Below are 17666 nucleotides of genomic sequence, written 5' to 3' on the forward strand. Positions count from 1 at the left end.
CCGTTTGCATGCGGGAATGGTGCGGCGCATCCTTGAGTCATCGGAGTGACGAGGGAGTGCTCTATGACGACATCGAAGTCGCGAATCACCGACGCGCGAGGCGAGGAGCGCCCGCCGACCGGATCCCGGCGGACCGCGGAGGGCTCGCTGCGCTGGCCCATCCGCGAGACGTTCGTCGAATACGTCGAGCGCATGCGCGATGGCCTGGTCCTGGTCGAGGACGGCGCCCAGCGCCTCGCCGAGGGGTTCTCCTTCCCGCTCGTCGAGCGGATCCGGACGCAGGAGGGCGAGGTGCTCCGGTTCCGCGGCACGGCGGCCTTCCGCGGCCACGGCGGCCTGCTCGCCGTCGAGTTCGCCGCGCTCGAGATCGTGCGCGGGCGCGAGGGCGCCCGGCTCGACATCGCCGAGCCGGGCTTCCCCGGCGAGCGGCTCGCGATCCTCGACCTCGGCGAGCCTCGCGCGACGCGCGGCGGGACCGTCTTCGAGGCTCCGACCCTGACCGAGGAGGGGGCCGACCTGTTCTTCGGGAACTACCGCCCGGGCACGCGCTTCGACGCGGTGCGCCTGCCCGGCATCAGCTTCGAGGAGGAAGCATGAACGCCAACGCCGTACCCGCACCGGTCGCCGACTGGGTGACCATCCCCGAGCTCTACCGGGACCCGTTCCCGGCCTTCGAACGGCTCCGGGCCGAGGGCGGGGTGCACTGGGTCCCCGCCGTCGGCCGGTATCTCATCACGTCCTACGCGGCCGTGCACGACACCGAGCTCGACCAGGAGACCTTCTCGGCGAACGAGGAGGGATCGCTGATGATCCGGGCCATGGGGCATTCGATGCTCCGCAAGGACGACCCCGAGCACTACGTGGAGCGCCGCGCCTGGCAGCCCGTCCTGCGCCCCGGCGCGGTCAAGCGCACCTGGACGCCGATCTTCCGGCGGAACGCCGAGAAGTACCTGCAGGAGTTCATCGACAAGGGTCCGTGCGCCGACCTGGTGTGGGACTTCTCCGCCCCCTACGTCGCAGAGAACCTGCGCGCCGTGATCGGGCTGCACAACGCCACGCAGGAGGACCTGCAGCGCTGGTCCACCACGATGATCGCCGCGACCGGCAACTACGCCGACGACCCGGTGGTCTGGGCGAAGGGCGAGGCCTCCTACAACGAGGTCGACGCGGCCCTCGACGAGATGGTCGACTGGCATCGCCGCCATCCGGACGACAGTCTGCTGTCCGCCTTGCTGCGCCTGCCCGACTATCAGATGCCGATCGAGTCGATCCGCGCCAACGTGAAGATGACGATCGGCGGCGGCCTCAACGAGCCGCGCGACGCGCTGGGCGTCGCCGCCTGGGGGCTGCTGCAGCACCCCGAGCAGCTCGAGGCGGTCCGCGCCGGCGAGCACTCCTGGGACGACGCGTTCGAGGAGGCCATCCGCTGGGTCGCGCCGATCGGCATGTACTCCCGTCAGACGACGCGAGAGGTCGTGCTGCGCGGCGTGCGGCTCCCCGCCGGGGCGAAGCTGGGGATCTCGATCCTCGCCGCCAACCGGGACGAATCGCAGTGGCACGACCCCGCGCGGTTCGACATCGCGAGGGCGGGCGAGGGCGCGCATCTCGCCTTCGGCAAGGGGGTGCACGTGTGCCTCGGCGCGTGGGTCGCGCGGGCCGAGGTGGCCGGCACCGCGCTGCCGATGCTCTTCGACCGGCTCCCGGGCCTGCGGCTCGACCCGGAGCGCCCCGCGGAGGCCGGCGGCTGGGTGTTCCGCGGGATGACGCAGCTCCCGGTGCGGTGGGAGGATCGCGAGGCGGCCCCGCGCACCGCGGCCCCGCCCCGCATCGCGATCGTCGGATCGGGCCCGGCCGGCTGCTACACCGCCCAGGCGCTGCGGCGCGAGCTCCCGGATGCGGAGCTCACGGTGATCGACCGCCTGCTCACGCCGTTCGGGCTCGTGCGCCACGGCGTCGCCGCCGACCACCAGGGCACCAAGGAGATCGCCCGGCAGTTCGCTCGGCTCTTCGAGGAGCAGGACGTGGAGTTCGTCGGCGGCGTGGAGATCGGCCGCGACCTCGGGCTCGACGCCCTGCGCGGCGCGTTCGACGCCGTCGTGCTCGCGAACGGCCTGCACGCCGACGCCGCCCTCCCGGTTCCCGGCGCATCGCTCCCGGGCGTGCACGGCGCCGGGCGCATCACCAGGCTGCTCAACGCGCACGCGGAGGAGGACCGGGCCGTCGAATCGCTCGGGCGCCGGACCGCCGTGATCGGCCACGGCAACGTCGCCATGGACATCGCCAGGCTCCTGGCCAAGCGAGGGGACGAGTTCGAGGGCTCCGACATCGACGACGCGATGCACGCGGGTCTGACCGGCGAGCTGGAGACGATCCACCTCGTGGGGCGCTCCGCGCCTGACCGGGCGAAGTTCGATCCCGTCATGGTGCGCGAGCTCGCCGATCTCGAGCAGATCCATCACGTCGTCCACGGCGCCTCGGCGGCGGAGCTGCGCGCCTCCGAAGACCCGAGGGCGCGCGCCGTCCTCGACCTGCTGCAGCGGCCGGCGCCCGCACGGCCCCGTCTGCGCATGGAGTGGTGGTTCGGGTTCTCGCCCGTCGGGATCGAGGGGGAGGAGCGCGTCCGGGGCGTCGTCCTGGAGCGGGCCGCCGACGGCTCCCGCGTCGAGCTCGAGGTCGAGAGCGCGATCACCGCGATCGGCTTCCGCGCGGGCGCCGGGCAGTCGCTCGTCGAGATCGCGGACGAGGCGCGCGAGACCGGGCGCATCGAGCCCGGACTCTACGCCGCGGGCTGGGCGCGGCGCGGCTCGCGCGGCACGATCCCCTCCCAGCGGATCGATTCGCGCGAGCTCGCGGAGCGCATCCGCCGCGAGCTGCCGGAGCGATCCGTCAAGCCGGGACGGAAGGCGCTCGCCCGGGGCCTGGACCGGGCCACGGACTACGACGGCTGGCTGCTCATCGACGCGCACGAGGCGAGGAACGCCGGCCCCGGGCGCGTCCGGGCTAAGATCGCGGATGCGGAGACGCTGCGCCTCGTGGCGGGCTCCGCGCTCTCGCTGCCGAGGCTGCGCGGCGCAGGGACGCAGAGCGGATCCGCCACCTCGATCTCGGGGGCCTCGATCACGATCGCCTTCGGCACCGAATCGGGGAACGCCGAGCTTGCGGCCGAGGAGCTCGCGAACCGCCTCGGCGAGACGAACGACGTGCGGCTCCTCGACCTCTCCGCCGCGGAGCCCTCCGATCTCGACCCGGGGCGCATCCACCTCGTGATCTGCTCCACCTACGGCGACGGCGAGCTCCCCACCGGTGCGCGCCGGTTCCACGCCGCGCTCCTCGAGGCGCGATCGAACCTCGAGGGCCTGCGGTACGCGATGTTCGGGCTCGGCGACCGGAGCTATCACGAGACCTATTCGCGCGGCAGCGAGATCCTCGACGAGGCGCTGGCCGCACTCGGGGCGCGCCGCGTGGGGGAGTACGGGCGGCACGATGCCGCGGGCCGGGAATCCGCGCCCGAGCTCGCCGTGCGATGGGCCGAGTCGCTGCTCGCCGGGCAGCTCGAGGCCGCGTAGGCGCGGATCGGGCCGCTGCGGAACGACTCCGCGGCGGCCCGCCTGCCGCTCCACCGGCGCCGATATCGGGGCGGCACGGCCGGGAGAGGGACGTTATCCGCGGGCGGAGCGGAACGGTTCAGGCCCGCGGCCGCAGCCGCGCGACCGCGAATGCGGCGACCAGCACGCAGAGGGGCGCCGCCGCGGCGAGCCAGTACGCCCCGTCGGCCCCGGCGTCCCTGGCCGCGACGCCGCCCGCCGCGGAGCCGATCGAGACGCCGACGGTCATGGCCGCCTGCAGCGAGGTCATCGCGACGCCGATTCCCCCGGACGGAGCCAGCCCCTCCGCCGCGGTGAACGCGGTCACGAGTGTCGGGCCGAGGAACAGCCCCGTCAGCAGCAGGGCGATCGCCGTAGCGCCGAGCGAGCCCTGCGCGAGCGTCGCGAGGGTGAGCAGCGACATGCCCGTGCCGCCGACCGCGAGGCGGGCCGCGAGCGGCACCCGATCCGGAATCGCGACGGCGAGGATCGCGGTGGTCGCCGAGCCGATCCCCATGAGGGCGTAGACGAGGCCCGCCGCGTCGGGCGCGCCGAGCTCCGCCGAGCGCTCCGTGATCGCCGCCTGGCTCGCCCCGAAGAAGAACCCGATCGAGATCATCGCGAGCAGCGCGGGGGAGACGCGCAGCATCGTCCGCAGGAGGCCGGGACGACGCGCCGCCGGGTTCCCGTCGTCCTGCGGCGAGGACCCGGCGGCGCGCGGGGAGACGAGCGCGAAGGGCAGCACCGCGAGCAGGACGAACGCCGCCGCGATGCCCAGCGGCGCCGCAGGCGCGGCCGCCGCGGCGGCGAGGCCCACGAGCGCGGGCCCGAGCACGAAGATCAATTCGTCCACGGTGGACTCGTAGGAGAACGCGGCGGACAGCTCCCGCGATGACGGCGCGAGCATCGACCAGCGGATGCGCGTGAAGGAGCCGATCGGGATCGATGTGAGGCCCGCGGCGGCGCAGAGCGCGAAGAGGGCCGGCCCCTGCCAGCCCAGCAGCGCGGTGAGGCACAGGGCGATGAGGGCGGCGCCGTTGACCGGGGCCAGGAGCGAGAGCACGAGACGCGGGCCGAAGGAGTCGGCGAGGCGCCCGATGAGCGGGGAGCCGAGGGCGGTGGCGAGTGCGAGGAACCCGGTGGCGAGGCCGCCGACCGCGATCGACCCGGTGGAATCCGTGAAGGCGACCATCGTGCCGAGGGGGAGCATCGCCGTCGGGATGCGCGCGAGGATCCCGAGCAGGAGCTGCGTCCGGCCCGCGAGCCCGGGCAGCGCCCGGTACCCGGCAAGGGCGGCGAAGAGCGAGAGGCGCACGGCGGAGCTCCTGATCGATGAGCCGAAGGGATCGCGCCGGCGTCGGCGGGAGCAATCGGCGCCCTTCCCGCCCGGCGTCGCGGGCGTCGAGGGGCTCCGCCATCCTATCGGCGCGGCCGCCCGAGCCGTGCTGTTATCGTTGCCGCATGTCGGAGGATGCATCGCCCGGTCGCGCCGATCGGGAGCGCGGGGCCGCGGGGGACCGCCTCGAGCGGCTCAGGGACGAGACGCCCGCAGAGCGTGCCGACCGCAACTGGATCGACGTGCTGCAGGAGCTCCGGGTGCTGCAGACCGGCACGCAGATCCTCACGGCGTTCCTGCTCGCCCTCGCCTTTCAGCCCTCCTTCGACCGCCTCGACGGCTCGCAGCGGGCGTTCTACCTCGTGCTCGTGGTGATGGCCGCGCTGAGCACGATCATCGCGCTGACCCCCGTGGCCGTGCACCGCTTCCTCTTCCGCCGCGGACAGAAGCAGCGCACGGTCGCGCTGGGCAACCGGATGCTCCTCGCCTCGCTCGTCATGCTGTCGGCGCTCGTGCTGGGCGTGGTGGCGTTCGTCTTCGACATCGTCGCCGGGCGCGAGGCGGCCATCATCGTCGCGGCCGTGCTCGGCGGGCTCGTCCTGCTCTGCTGGGCCGCGCTGCCGGGCGTGATGCGGGCCTCGGCCAGGCGCCATGCTGAGCGTCCCGCCGGCGCCGGACCCCGGACACGGGACGGGGGAGCCGGGCCGGCGGATGCGGGGCCCGGTGCCGGGCCCTCGGGCAGCCGCTCTGGCTGAGCGCCGGCTACGCCTCGGGCGGCAGGATCTGGCCGATCGGCGTCCGCTTCTCGGCCTGGAAGCGCTCCTCGGTGCGGCCGTAGGCCCAGTAGCCCGAGATGGAGACCTGCTTGCGCTCGAGCCCGTGCTGCTTGAAGAACACGTCCCGCAGCGCCTTGATGGCCTCCCGCTCGCCGTGGGCGAAGACGTGGACGCGTCCCTCGCGCCATTCGAACGCCCGCACCGCGTCGACGAGCGCGGTGGACACGCCCGCCTCGGCCTCGCCGCGGTGCGTCCAGCGGATCTCGACGCCCTCGGGCTTCGCGATCGGCTGCTCGTCCTCGGGGCCGCCGACCTCGATGAAGGCGATGCCCGAGGCATCCTCGTCGAGCGCCTCGATGCCGGCCGCGATCGCGGGGATCGCGGATTCGTCGCCGGCGAAGAGGTGCCAGTCGGCGTCCGGGTCGGGGCGGTAGCCGCCGCCGGGGCCGGCGAAGACGATGCGGTCGCCCGGCCGGGCCGAGGCGGCCCAGGGACCCGCGAGCCCCTCCTCGCCGTGCACGACGAAGTCGATCGAGATCCAGCCCTCGTCGAGGTCGATCTCGCGCAGCGTATAGGTGCGGGTGACGGGCAGGTCCTCGGGGTCGAGCGTCTCGCGGAGCGCCGCGACGTCGTAGGGCGGCTCGAGACCGAGCTCGGGCTTCGCGAAGAAGATCTTCACGTAGGCGTCGGTGGACTCGTTCGGGGTGAAGCCCGCGAGGCCCTCGCCTCCGACGTAGAGCCGCACCATGTGCGGGGTGAGCGCCTCGCGGCGCAGCACCTCCAGGACGGTCTGGGGCTTGGGCGGGCGCTTGCGCTGCTCGGTCACGGAACTCCTTCGCATGTCGGGCCGACGGCTCGGGGAGGCGCCGAACGGCCATCCGGACCAGCGTACTTAGGTTTGCCTCACTTCGCACGGCCCGTTCGTGGAGTCGGTGGGGTAAGCGGGGCTTGAACCCGCGACCGACGGATTATGAGTCCGCTGCTCTAACCGGCTGAGCTATTACCCCGGGTGCCGGGATCGCGGTCGCGGCACCCGATGATTCTAGCCTGCGGGGAGGATCGGCGGAGGCGCGGCTGCGATACTGGCCGGATGCCAACCCCTCCGCTTCCCGGATTCCTACGGGCGCCCAGGTCGTTCTTCGCCGCGCCCGTGCTCGAGCTCGCGCCGCGCCTGCTCGGCGGCGTCCTCCGGCGCGACGGCCCCGAGGGCGCCGTGGCGGTGCGGATCACCGAGGTGGAGGCCTACGGCGGCGGGCACGATCCGGGCGCGCACTCCTTCCGGGGGAGAACCGCTCGGAACGCCACGATGTTCGGCCCACCGGGACACCTGTACTGCTATTTCACCTACGGCATGCACCACGCGCTCAACGTCGTCTGCCACTCGGAGGGCGTGGCCACGGGTGTGCTGCTGCGCGCCGGCGAGGTGGTGGTCGGCGAGGAGGCTGCGCGTGCCCGCCGGGAGGCGTTCAGGGCCGAGCGCGCGGCGGCCCGCCTGCGCCGGAGCCCGGGAGCGGCGGCGCCCTCGCGCGCCATCCCCTTCCGCGAGCTCGCCCGCGGGCCGGGCAATCTGGCCGGGGTGTTCGGGGCCACGCGGGCCGATGACGGCGCGGACCTCGCCGGCGAGGAATGGTCCTGGTGGCTGCCGCACGAGGGGCTGGGCCTCGCGGAGCGGGGCATCGAGGAGCGCGGGGCGGCGGGGGATCGGCGCTTCGAGCTGGGGGAGGCGCCCGCGCTGCCGGAGGGGATGCGGCAGGGGCCGCGGGTGGGCGTCGCCGGTCCGGGCGGCGACGCGGAGGCGTTCCCCTGGCGCTTCTGGCTCGACGGGGAGCCCTCGGTGTCGGCGTATCGGCCCGCGGTGAAGCGGAGGCGGGGCGGCGCGTCCGCATCCTGACGGGGCGTTCCCGTGAGGCAACTGGTAATAGCCACGGGAAACCCGTAGTAGACTCAATGATCGTGCAATCGGGCGCGCACAGCTGGCGCGACCCGGGCGTCGCCGTCGAATCAGAAAGGGATGACGCATGATCAACGAGCATTTCGGCACCATTCCGCCGTCCTACCTCTTCAGCGAGGTCGCCCAGCGCGTCCGCGACTACCAGTCCGCCCACCCCGGGGCCCGGGTGCTGCGGCTCGGCATCGGCGATGTGACGAGGCCGCTCGCCCCCGCGGTCGTGGACGCGCTGCATCTCGCCGTGGACGAGCAGGCCGACGCGGAATCCTTCCGCGGATACGGGCCCGAGCAGGGCTACGACTTCCTCCGCGAGGCGATCGTCGCGGGGGAGTACGCCCCGCTCGGCGCCGACATCGACCCGGCCGAGATCTTCATCGGCGACGGGGCGAAGTCGGACACCGCCAACATCCAGGAGCTCTTCGCCGCCGACGCCTCCGTCGCGGTGGCAGACCCGGTCTACCCCGTCTACGTCGACTCCAACGCGATGGCCGGCCGGCTCGGCGACTTCCGGGACGGACGCTGGAGCCGGCTCGTCTACCTGCCCTGCGACGAGGGCAACGGATACCGGCCGCAGCTGCCGGACGGCCACGTGGACCTCGTCTACCTCTGCTCCCCGAACAACCCCACCGGGACGACGCTCTCGCGCGAGGATCTCGCGGAGTGGGTGGCATACGCGCGCGAGCACGGCGCGGTCATCCTCTTCGACGCGGCCTATCGCGAGTTCATCGTCGACGCCGACGTGCCGCGGTCGATCTACGAGATCGAGGGCGCGGAGGAGGTCGCGATCGAGTTCGGCTCCTTCTCGAAGACCGCCGGCTTCACGGGCCTCCGCTGCTCGTGGACCGTGGTGCCCCGGCAGCTGATCGTGGACGGAGTCTCGCTGCAGGCCATGTGGAGCCGGCGCCAGTCCACGAAGTTCAACGGCACGCCCTACATCGTCCAGCGCGCCGCCGCGGCCATCTACGGCGCCGAGGGGCGCGAGCAGGTGCGCGCCGACATCGACTACTACCTGCGCAACGCCGCCCTGATCCGCGACGTGCTGCGCGGCCGCGGCGTCGACGCGGTGGGCGGCGACAACTCCCCGTACGTGTGGTTCCGCTGCCCGGGGGGCCTCGACTCCTGGCAGTTCTTCGACGCGCTGCTCGAGCGCGCGCAGATCGTCGGCACCCCCGGCGTCGGCTTCGGCCCGGCGGGCGCCGACCACTTCCGCCTCAGCGCCTTCGGCACGCACGAGGAGACCCTCGAGGCCGTGGACCGCCTCGCCGAGCTCATCCCGAGCCTGAGCGCCGCGCCCGCATCCGCGCCGACGGCGGCCGAGGCCGCCGCATCCGACTCCGACACGACGACCGAAAGCTGATCCATGCCCCGCAAACCGCCACCCCTCGAGACCCTGCGATGCATCGCGGAGGAGATCCCCACGCCCTTCCACCTCTACGACGCGGAGGGCATCCGCGAGAACGTGCGGGAGCTGCAGCGGGCCTTCGCCTGGAACCCCGGGTTCACCGAGTACTTCGCGGTCAAGGCCACGCCCAACCCGTCGATCCTCCGGCTGCTCAAGGAGCTCGGGTGCGGCGTCGACTGCGCCTCCTACACCGAGCTGCTGCTCGCCCACGAGGTCGGATTCCGGGGCGACGAGATCATGTTCTCCTCGAACGCGACTCCCGCCGAGGACTTCCTGCTCGCACGCGAGCTCGACGCGATCATCAACCTCGACGACATCTCCCACATCGACTTCCTCGCCGAGCACGGCGGGATCCCGGAACGGGTCTCGCTCCGGTACAACCCGGGCGGCGACTTCCGCCTCGGCACCCGGGTCATGGGGAACCCCGCCGAGGCCAAGTTCGGGCTGACCCCCGAGCAGATGCCCGTCGCGATCCGCAGGCTCCAGGAGCTCGGGGTCGAGGAGTTCGGCCTGCACTCCTTCCTCGCGTCGAACACCACGGACGCCGACTACTACCCGACCATCGCGCGGATGCTCTTCGAGCTCGCGGCGGACCTGCACCGCGACTGCGGGGCGGAGTTCTTCCTCGTCAACCTCTCGGGCGGCATCGGCATCCCGTACGAGCCCGATCAGCCGCGCGCCGACCTCGCATACATCGGCCGCGAGGTCGAGCGCGCCTACGCCGAGACCATCGTCCCGGCCGGGATGGATCCGCTCTCGGTCGTCACCGAGCTGGGGCGCTTCATCACCGGCCCGAACGGCTGGCTCGTGGCCACCGCGGTGCACGAGAAGGACACGCACAAGCACTACCTCGGCCTCGACGCCTCGGCGTCGAACCTCATGCGGCCCTCGATGTACGGCGCCTACCACCACATCACCGTGGCGGGCAAGGAGGATGCGCCGGCCGAGCGCGTCTACGACGTGACGGGCGCCCTGTGCGAGAACAACGACAAGTTCGCGATCGACCGCGCCCTGCCGGAGATCGAGATCGGCGACCTCGTGGTGCTCCACGACAGCGGGGCCCACGGGCACTCGATGGGGCACAACTACAACGGCAAGCTGCGCTCGGCCGAGGTGCTCCTCGAGCCGGACGGGTGCTTCCGCCTCATCCGCCGGGCCGAGACCCCGCGCGACTACTTCGCGACGGTCGCGGGCATCGACGTGCCCGAGGAGCTGGGCGCGCCCGAGCACGACCCGCTGCAGCGCGCCTGACCGGCCCGTCCCGGTGCCCGAACGCCGAATCACCTCGGCGGGCGGGCGCCGGGATTGTCGGTTTCCGCAGCGACACCGTTTGTTCGCACATGCTGGGTACGCTTATGCCGTGAAGCCATACGACTTTCTCGACGTGACGCCGATTCTCCCGGACACGCTCAAGCCCCTCCGCACGCTCGCGATGAACCTCCGCTGGTCCTGGCGCGACGAGACCCACCAGCTCTTCCGCAGCATCGACCCGCAGCTGTGGAGCACCACGGGCCACAACCCCATCGCGCTGCTCGCCGCCCTCCCCGCCGGCAGGGTCGCCGAGCTGGAATCGGATGAGGAGTTCCTGCGCCGGATGCACCTCGAGCTCGAGGACCTCGAGAACTACCTCGGCGTCGACCGCTGGTTCAGGAAGCAGACCGCCGGCACCGAGGACGCGCAGACCACGGTCGCGTACTTCTCGATGGAGTTCGGCGTGCACCAGTCGCTGCCCATCTACTCGGGCGGGCTGGGCGTGCTCGCCGGCGACCACCTCAAGTCGGCCTCCGACCTCGGGGTGCCGATCATCGGCATCGGCCTGCTCTACACCTTCGGCTACTTCCAGCAGACGCTGTCCCGCGAGGGCTGGCAGCAGGAGCGGTACAGCGAGCACGACCCCGCGGACCTCGCGGTCGCGCCGGTGCTCGACGAGACGGGGGAGCAGCTCCACGTGGGCGTCACCTATCCGGATCAGCGCGAGGTCCGCGTCGCGGTCTGGAAGGCCGACGTGGGCCGAGTGCCGCTGCTGCTGCTCGACACGAACATCGACGCCAACCCGGACGACTTCCGCGTGATCACCGACCGGCTCTACGGCGGCGACGCGGAGCACCGCATCAAGCAGGAGCTCGTGCTCGGCGTCGCGGGCGTCCGCGCGGTCCAGCGCTACTGCGACATCCTCGGGAGGCCGCACCCCGACGTGCTGCACATGAACGAGGGCCACGCGGGCTTCGCCGGCGTCGAGCGCATCGGGCAGCTCATGGTGGCGGGCGCCTCCTTCGAGACCGCCCTCGCCGTGGTCCGCGCCTCCACGCTCTTCACGACGCACACCCCGGTGCCCGCCGGCATCGACCGCTTCGACATGTCGCTCGCGCAGCGGTACCTGCAGGCCGACGAGCAGGGCCGCTCCCGCCTCGCACCCGGCGTGCCCGTGCAGCTCGTGCTCGAGCTCGGCGCCGAGGACGACCCGGGCCGGTTCAACATGGCCCACCTCGGCCTGCGCCTCGCGCAGTACGCGAACGGCGTCGCGAAGCTGCACGGCGCGGTCTCCCGCAGCATGTTCAAGAACCTCTACCCGAACTTCGACGAGGCCGAGGTACCCATCACGTCCGTGACCAACGGCGTGCACATCCCGACCTGGGTGCGCGGGCCGATGCGCTCCGTCACGCGCACCATGAGCGGCGACCGGGACCTCACCACCGCGAACCGCTGGGAGCGCCCGGACGCGGTCGGCGCCTCCGAGCTCTGGCGCGTGCGCAACGAGCTCCGCCGCGAGCTCGTCGAGCGCTCGCGCGACCTCGCGCAGAAGTCCTGGCGGGAGCGCGGCGCGCAGGCGCCCGAGCTCGGATGGACCAAGAACATCCTCGACCCGGACGCCCTGACCATCGGGTTCGCGCGCCGCGTCTCCACGTACAAGCGCCTCACGCTCATGCTGCAGAACCCGGAGCGGCTGCGGCGCATCCTCACCGACGCGGACCGTCCCGTGCAGTTCGTGGTGGCGGGCAAGGCGCACCCCGCGGACATGGGCGGCAAGCAGCTGCTGCAGGAGCTCATCCGCTTCGCCGACGAGGCCGGGGTGCGGGACCGGATCATCTTCATCCCCGACTACAACATCTCGATGGGCAAGTTCCTCGTCGCGGGCTCCGACGTGTGGATGAACAACCCCATCCGGCCGCAGGAGGCCTCGGGCACCTCGGGCATGAAGGCCGTGATGAACGGCTGCCTCACGATGTCGATCTCCGACGGCTGGTGGGACGAGTTCCGCGACGACGAGCTCGGCTGGACCATCCCGAGCGCCGAGCACGCCGACCCGCACCTGCGCGACGAGTGGGAGGCGCAGGCGCTCTACGACCTCCTCGAGCACGAGATCGTGCCGATGTTCTACGACCGCGACGAGCAGGGCATCCCGCAGGCCTGGGTCGAGCGGGTGCGCCGGTCGATGGCCGAGATCGGCCCGCAGGTGGCGGCGGAGCGCATGGTGCGCGACTACGTGACCGAGCTCTACCTACCTGCCGGCCGCACGGCGCGCATCGCCGCGGACCTCGGCAACGCGGAGCAGTTCGCCCGGTGGCAGGAGCGCGTGCGCGACCACTGGCGCGACGTCGCCATCCGCTCGGTCCGAGCGCTCTCCGAGTCGCCGCGGGCGGGCGGCGACGTCGCGCTCGAGGCCCGGGTGGAGCTCGGCCCGCTCGCGGCGGAGGACGTGCGCGTCGAGGTCGTGGTGAGCCGCCCCGACGCCTCCGGCGAGCTCGCCTCCCCGCACTTCGTCGCGATGGCGCCGACGGCGGAGCCGGGCGTGTACACCGCCTCCTTCGCGATCGACCGGCCGGGCAGGGTGGGATACACCGTGCGGGTCGTGCCGCAGCACCGGCTGCTGCGCTCGCCGGTGGAGCTCGGACTCGTCCGGCTTCCCTGACCGGCGGGCAGATCCGGCGGCTGTGACGGCTCGGCTCCTCAGACCGCTCGGGCCCTCGGCGAAGGGGCGGCATCCTCGGGAAGCCGCCCCTTCGGCGTTCGGGAGAAATCGCGAAGGTGATAACACGCCGCGAGCTTGAATCACAGGCTTGTCATTAGTGGCTAACGTCAGTGATAATTCCTGTGACGCGAGAATAACTCGTCGAGACCGAGAGCAATCCAATTGAATACTCGACGGTGCCGCAAACGGCCTCAGTCACACGTATGGACGTAGGGGAAGACGTACCACCCGTGAAACTGGAGGAAACTATGGCTGCACCGATCAGCCGGGGTGTGCTCTACGTGCACTCCGCACCGCGCGCGCTCTGCCAGCACGTCGAATGGGGGCTGGGGCGCGCACTCGGCGAGCCCGCGAGCCTTCCCTGGATCGCGCAGCCCGTGATCCCCGGCGCCGTTCGGGCCGAGTACGAGTGGGCCGGCGCACCGGGGACGGGCGCGGCCATCGCCTCCCAGCTGCGCGGCTGGGAGCATCTGCGCTTCGAGGTGAGCGAGGACCCGAGCCCCGGCATGGACGGCGGCCGGTGGATGCACACCCCCGGCCTGGGCATCTTCTACGCCCAGACCGATACGGCCGGGAACATGGTCGTCCCCGAGGAGCGCGTGCGCTACGCGATGGAGATCTCGGGCGGCAATGCGGCGGAGCTGCACCGCGAGCTGAGCCTGGCGCTCGGCCAGGCCTGGGAGGACGAGCTCGAGCCCTTCCGCACCGCGGGCGACGAGAGCCCCGTAGTCTGGATGCACCGGGTGGGCTGAGGCTTCCGCACGGCGAGCACCCCTCGAAAATACGGCCCCGCAAGTTTCACAAGCACGGCGTTGCGGGTAGAGGGATCGCCTATCCGGCGGAAAAGGGCCACGGCCGGGGAATCCGATTCCCCGGCCGTGGCCCTTTCCCGCGATCCGGTCCGAGAGGCCCGCATTCCGCGCGCCGCGCGGGTCAGTACTTGCGAATGCCCAGCACCGCGTTGTGGCCGCCGAAGCCGAAGGAGGTCGAGACCGCCATCGCGCCCGAGGGCAGGTCGACCTCGCGGGCCTCGGTCACGACGTCGAGGCCGATCTCCGGGTCCTTGTCCTCGAGGTTGATGGTGGGCGGCAGCACGCCCTCGTGGAAGGCGAGCGAGGTGAACAGCGCCTCGATCGCGCCGGCGCCGCCGAGCAGGTGCCCCACGGACGCCTTCGTGGCGGAGACGGGGATCGAGTCGGTGCGGTCGCCGAAGACCCGCTTGAACGCGTTGTACTCGGCGATGTCGCCCACGGGGGTCGAGGTGGCGTGCGCGTTGATGTGCACGACGTCCTCGGCCGCCGCTCCCGACTGGGCGAGGCAGGCCTCGAGCGCCTTCGACGCCCCGGAGCCGGTGGGCTCGGGCGCGGTGATGTGGTAGGCGTCGGCCGTCACGCCGCCGCCCGCGATCTCGGCGTAGATGCGCGCGCCGCGGGCGAGCGCGTGCTCCTCGGTCTCGAGCACGAGCGTCGCGGCGCCCTCGCCGAGCACGAAGCCGTCGCGGCCGGTGTCGTAGGGGCGCGACGCGTGCGCGGGGTCGTCGTTGCGGCGCGAGAGCGCCTGCATCGAGGCGAAGGAGGCGATCGGCAGCGGGTGCACCGCGGCCTCGGAGCCGCCGGCGATCACGATGTCGGCGTAGCCGGCCTGCAGGTGGTTGTACGCGTTGATGATCGACTCGGTGCTCGAGGCGCAGGCGGAGACCGCCGTGTGGATGCCGGCGCGGGCGCCGAGCTCCATGCCGATCGCGGCGGCGGGGCCGTTGGGCATGAGCATCGGCACCGTGAGGGGCATGACGCGGCGCGGGCCGCGCTCGCGCAGGGTGTCCCACGCGTCCAGCAGCGTCCAGACGCCGCCGATGCCGGTGGCCCAGTCCACGAGCAGGCGATCGGGGTCGATCTCCTCGTCCGTCAGCCCCGCATCGGCGAAGGCCTCGCGCGCCGAGATGAGGGCGTACTGGCTCGAGGGGTCGAGCCGCTTCGCGACCACGCGCTCGAGGTGCTCGGCGGGGCTCTCCTTGACGGTGGCCGCGAAGGTGACCGGAAGGTCGATGTCGTACTTCTCGGCTTGGTCGGTGAGCGGACGCGCTCCCGATTCTCCCCGCAGCAGCGCCTCCCAGGTGCCGCGCGCGGTCGGAGCGAGCGGGGAGAATGCTCCCAGGCCCGTTACTACGATCTTCTTGGTCATGAAAGTCCTCTTGAGGAGAAGGGGCAGGAAAGGTGTCGGGCTCCTCGCAGAGCAGCCCGACACCGTCGCTGGAACTAGGCGTCCTGCGCGTTGGCGATGAAGTCCACCGCGTCCTGGACGGTCTTGAGGTTCTCGACCTCGGCGTCCGGGATCTCGACGTCGAACTTCTCTTCGGCGTTCACGACGATGGTCATCATCGAGATCGAGTCGATGTCGAGGTCGTCGGTGAACGACTTCTCACCGGTGACGGTGTCGGCGGCGATGCCGGTCTCGTCGTTGACGAGCTCGGCGAGGCCTGCGAGGATTTCGTCCTTCGAAAGTGCCATTTGGGTGTTCTCCTTGTGGTTGCTTCAATGACCGAGAGACATTCTATTGCCGGTCAGGGGCTCTTCCGGCCCGCGAAGCGCGAACCGGTCGAATTCGATGTGGATTGATGGTCAGGGGAGACGGACGACCTGCGCCGCGTAGGCGAGGCCGGCGCCGAATCCGATCTGCAGGGCGAGGCCTCCGCTGAGCTCGGCATGCTCCGAGACGAGCCGGTGCGAGGCGAGCGGGATCGAGGCCGCCGAGGTGTTGCCGGTGTCGGCGATATCGCGGGCGATGACCACGCTCTCGGGCAGGCCGAGCTGGTTGGCGAACTCGTCGATGATGCGCATGTTCGCCTGGTGCGGGATGAACGCCGCGAGGTCCGAGGCCTCGATGCCGGCGCGCTCGAGCACCTCGCGCGCGGCCTTCGCCATCTCCCACACGGCCCAGCGGAAGACCGCCCGGCCGTCCTGGCGCAGGGTCGGCCATTCGACCTCGCCGCGCCGGAACTCCTGCAGCTCGTGGTTCATCGAGACGGCGTCCCACTTCGAGCCGTCGGAGCCGATGACCGAGGCCGAGATGCCGGGCTCCTCGGCGGGGCCGACGAGCGCGGCGCCCGCCCCGTCGCCCAGCAGGAACGAGATGGAGCGGTCGGTCGGGTCGATGATGTCCGAGAGCTTCTCGGCGCCGACCACGAGCACGTACTCGGCCGCGCCGGCGCGGATGAGGGCGTCCGCCTGCGCGATCGCGTAGCAGTAGCCCGCGCAGCCGGCCGAGATGTCGTACGCGGCCGCGGGCGTCGCGCCGATCGCATCGCAGACGCGGGTGGCGGCCGCGGGCGACTGGAAGACGTTGGTGATGGTGGCGACGATGACGGCGCCCACCTGCTGCGGCTGCACGCCGGAGACCTCGAGGGCCTCTCGGCAGGCGGCGGTGGCCATGTGGATGATGTTGACGTCCTCGGCGGCGCGGGCTCGCGTGACGATGCCGGTGCGCTGGCGGATCCACTCGTCGGAGGAGTCGATCGGCCCGGCGATCTCGTCGTTCGTGACGGCGTGCTCGCCGCGATAGGCGCCGTAGCCGTAGATGCGGGTGTACTCGTGCCCCTCGGCCTGGCGCAGCACGACTGGTTCACTCATGGTTTCGAACAGTCCTTTCGGTACGGAGCGCGGGCCTATGCGCCGCGGAGGAGCTCGCCGGCGGCGTCGAGGTCCGCGGGCACGTTGACGGCGACCGCGGGGACGCCCTTCATCCCGCGCTTGGCGAGGCCCGCGAGGGTGCCGGCGGGAGCGGCCTCGACGAGGCCCGCGTACTCCGCCTCGAGGAAGGCGGTCATGCAGAGATCCCAGTGCACGGGGCGGTTCACCTGCTCGACGAGGTAGCGGCGGTAGAGCTCGCCGCTGGTGACGACGCTGCCGTCCCGGTTGGTGTGGATGGGGCGCACGGGCGCGGAGACGGGGAACTCCTCCTCGACGCCGGCGAGCGCCGCCTGGGCGTCGGCCATCCAGCGGGTGTGGAAGGCGCCGGCGACCTTGAGCGGGATCACCCGCGCCCCGGCCGGCGGGTCGGCCTTGAGCTCGGCGAGCGCATCGGGCTCGCCCGCGGCGACGATCTGCCCGGCGCCGTTGAAGTTCGCGGGAGCGAGGTCCAGCGAGCCGAGCCGCTCGACGATGTCGGCCTCGACGCCGCCGATGATCGCGGACATGCCGGTCGTGGTCTTCGCCGCGTCCTCCGCCATCAGGCGGGCGCGGGTGGCGACGAAGCGGATCGCGGTGGCGGCGTCGAAGACGCCGGCCGCGTAGGCCGCGGCGATCTCGCCCACGGAGTGCCCGGCGACCGCGACGCCGTCCAGGCGGTCGCCGAAGCGGGCCCGGAGCGCGTCCCAGGTGAGCACGCCGGCCGCCACGATGAGCGGCTGTGCGACGGCGGTGTCGCGGATCGTGTCGGCGTCGGATTCGGTGCCGTGGCGGATGAGGTCGATGCCGCCGGTCTCGGAGAGGTGCTCCAGGGTGCGGCGGCTCTCGGCGTCCTCGAGCCACGGGGCGAGGAATCCCGGCTTCTGGGATCCCTGGCCGGGAAAGGTCACGACAGTCATAACGTCCATCTTCTCAAGAGGGGTGGGGATCGCTTGGTGGGGAACGCGACATGATTCCCCGCAAGCTT

At 72.0% G+C, this 17666-nt stretch carries 14 protein-coding genes and 1 tRNA gene; 8 read left to right on the plus strand and 7 right to left on the minus strand.

The features are described from left to right. Positions 1-63 precede the first annotated feature (63 nt). On the plus strand, positions 64-597 hold the full coding sequence (locus tag FM112_RS00870) for an HtaA domain-containing protein (protein WP_087002281.1): 534 nt from the start codon (positions 64-66) through the stop codon (positions 595-597). Beyond that, a complete protein-coding gene (locus tag FM112_RS00875; protein WP_087002283.1) occupies positions 594-3566 on the plus strand; it encodes a cytochrome P450 in 2973 nt (990 codons plus the stop codon). The genes FM112_RS00870 and FM112_RS00875 overlap by 4 nt, the downstream gene beginning before the upstream one ends. A 118-nt stretch (positions 3567-3684) precedes the next feature. Here the strand turns inward: FM112_RS00875 and FM112_RS00880 are convergent, their stop codons facing one another. Further along, positions 3685-4899 carry an MFS transporter gene (locus FM112_RS00880; protein ID WP_087002285.1) on the minus strand — a complete coding sequence of 405 codons (1215 nt, stop codon included), beginning with the start codon at positions 4897-4899 and terminating at the stop codon, positions 3685-3687. 146 nt (positions 4900-5045) lie between these two features. Between FM112_RS00880 and FM112_RS17480 the strand changes: the two genes are divergently transcribed. Further along, entirely contained in the window at positions 5046-5675 is a 630-nt protein-coding gene (locus FM112_RS17480; protein WP_254910315.1) for a DUF6328 family protein, read from the plus strand. A gap of 7 nt (positions 5676-5682) precedes the next feature. On the opposite strand, the gene FM112_RS00890 is transcribed toward FM112_RS17480, so the two are convergent. Both FM112_RS00890 and FM112_RS00895 read right to left on the minus strand, forming a co-directional pair. Further along, positions 5683-6522 (minus strand): siderophore-interacting protein, encoded by an 840-nt coding sequence (locus FM112_RS00890; RefSeq protein WP_254910316.1) that lies wholly within the window; start codon positions 6520-6522, stop codon positions 5683-5685. Between the two features lie 107 nt (positions 6523-6629). Further along, positions 6630-6703: transfer RNA gene (locus FM112_RS00895), tRNA-Ile, on the minus strand. A gap of 83 nt (positions 6704-6786) precedes the next feature. Here FM112_RS00895 and FM112_RS00900 point away from each other — a divergent pair. From FM112_RS00900 to FM112_RS00920, 5 genes are all read left to right on the plus strand, one after another. Then, positions 6787-7587: a DNA-3-methyladenine glycosylase gene (locus FM112_RS00900; RefSeq protein WP_087002289.1), complete on the plus strand. Its 801-nt coding sequence runs from the start codon at positions 6787-6789 to the stop codon at positions 7585-7587. Positions 7588-7714: 127 nt separating this feature from the next. Then, on the plus strand, positions 7715-9001 hold the full coding sequence (locus FM112_RS00905) for an LL-diaminopimelate aminotransferase (protein ID WP_087002291.1): 1287 nt from the start codon (positions 7715-7717) through the stop codon (positions 8999-9001). A 3-nt stretch (positions 9002-9004) separates the two neighbouring features. Further along, the gene (locus tag FM112_RS00910; protein WP_087002293.1) at positions 9005-10297 is read left to right on the plus strand and encodes a diaminopimelate decarboxylase; all 1293 of its coding nucleotides are present in this window, start codon (positions 9005-9007) and stop codon (positions 10295-10297) included. Positions 10298-10406: 109 nt separating this feature from the next. Next, positions 10407-12956 carry an alpha-glucan family phosphorylase gene (gene glgP, locus FM112_RS00915; protein ID WP_087002294.1) on the plus strand — a complete coding sequence of 850 codons (2550 nt, stop codon included), beginning with the start codon at positions 10407-10409 and terminating at the stop codon, positions 12954-12956. Between the two features lie 308 nt (positions 12957-13264). Beyond that, positions 13265-13768, plus strand: a complete 504-nt coding sequence (locus FM112_RS00920; protein ID WP_087002296.1) for a DUF3145 domain-containing protein — start codon at positions 13265-13267, stop codon at positions 13766-13768. Between the two features lie 181 nt (positions 13769-13949). Here FM112_RS00920 and FM112_RS00925 read toward each other — a convergent pair whose 3' ends face one another. From FM112_RS00925 to FM112_RS00940, 4 genes are all read right to left on the minus strand, one after another. Next, positions 13950-15197, minus strand: a complete 1248-nt coding sequence (locus FM112_RS00925) for a beta-ketoacyl synthase (RefSeq protein ID WP_087002298.1) — start codon at positions 15195-15197, stop codon at positions 13950-13952. Positions 15198-15271: 74 nt separating this feature from the next. Next, positions 15272-15523 (minus strand): acyl carrier protein, encoded by a 252-nt coding sequence (locus FM112_RS00930; RefSeq protein WP_087002300.1) that lies wholly within the window; start codon positions 15521-15523, stop codon positions 15272-15274. A 111-nt stretch (positions 15524-15634) separates the two neighbouring features. Next, positions 15635-16642, minus strand: coding sequence for a beta-ketoacyl-ACP synthase III (locus FM112_RS00935; RefSeq protein ID WP_087002302.1), 1008 nt, complete (start codon positions 16640-16642; stop codon positions 15635-15637). 35 nt (positions 16643-16677) lie between these two features. Further along, complete coding sequence (locus FM112_RS00940; RefSeq protein ID WP_087002305.1) at positions 16678-17598, minus strand: ACP S-malonyltransferase; 921 nt, start codon at positions 17596-17598, stop codon at positions 16678-16680. Between the last annotated feature and the right edge of the window lie 68 nt (positions 17599-17666).

It is taken from the genome of Gulosibacter sp. 10 (assembly GCF_900163695.1).
Taxonomy (GTDB): domain Bacteria; phylum Actinomycetota; class Actinomycetes; order Actinomycetales; family Microbacteriaceae; genus Gulosibacter.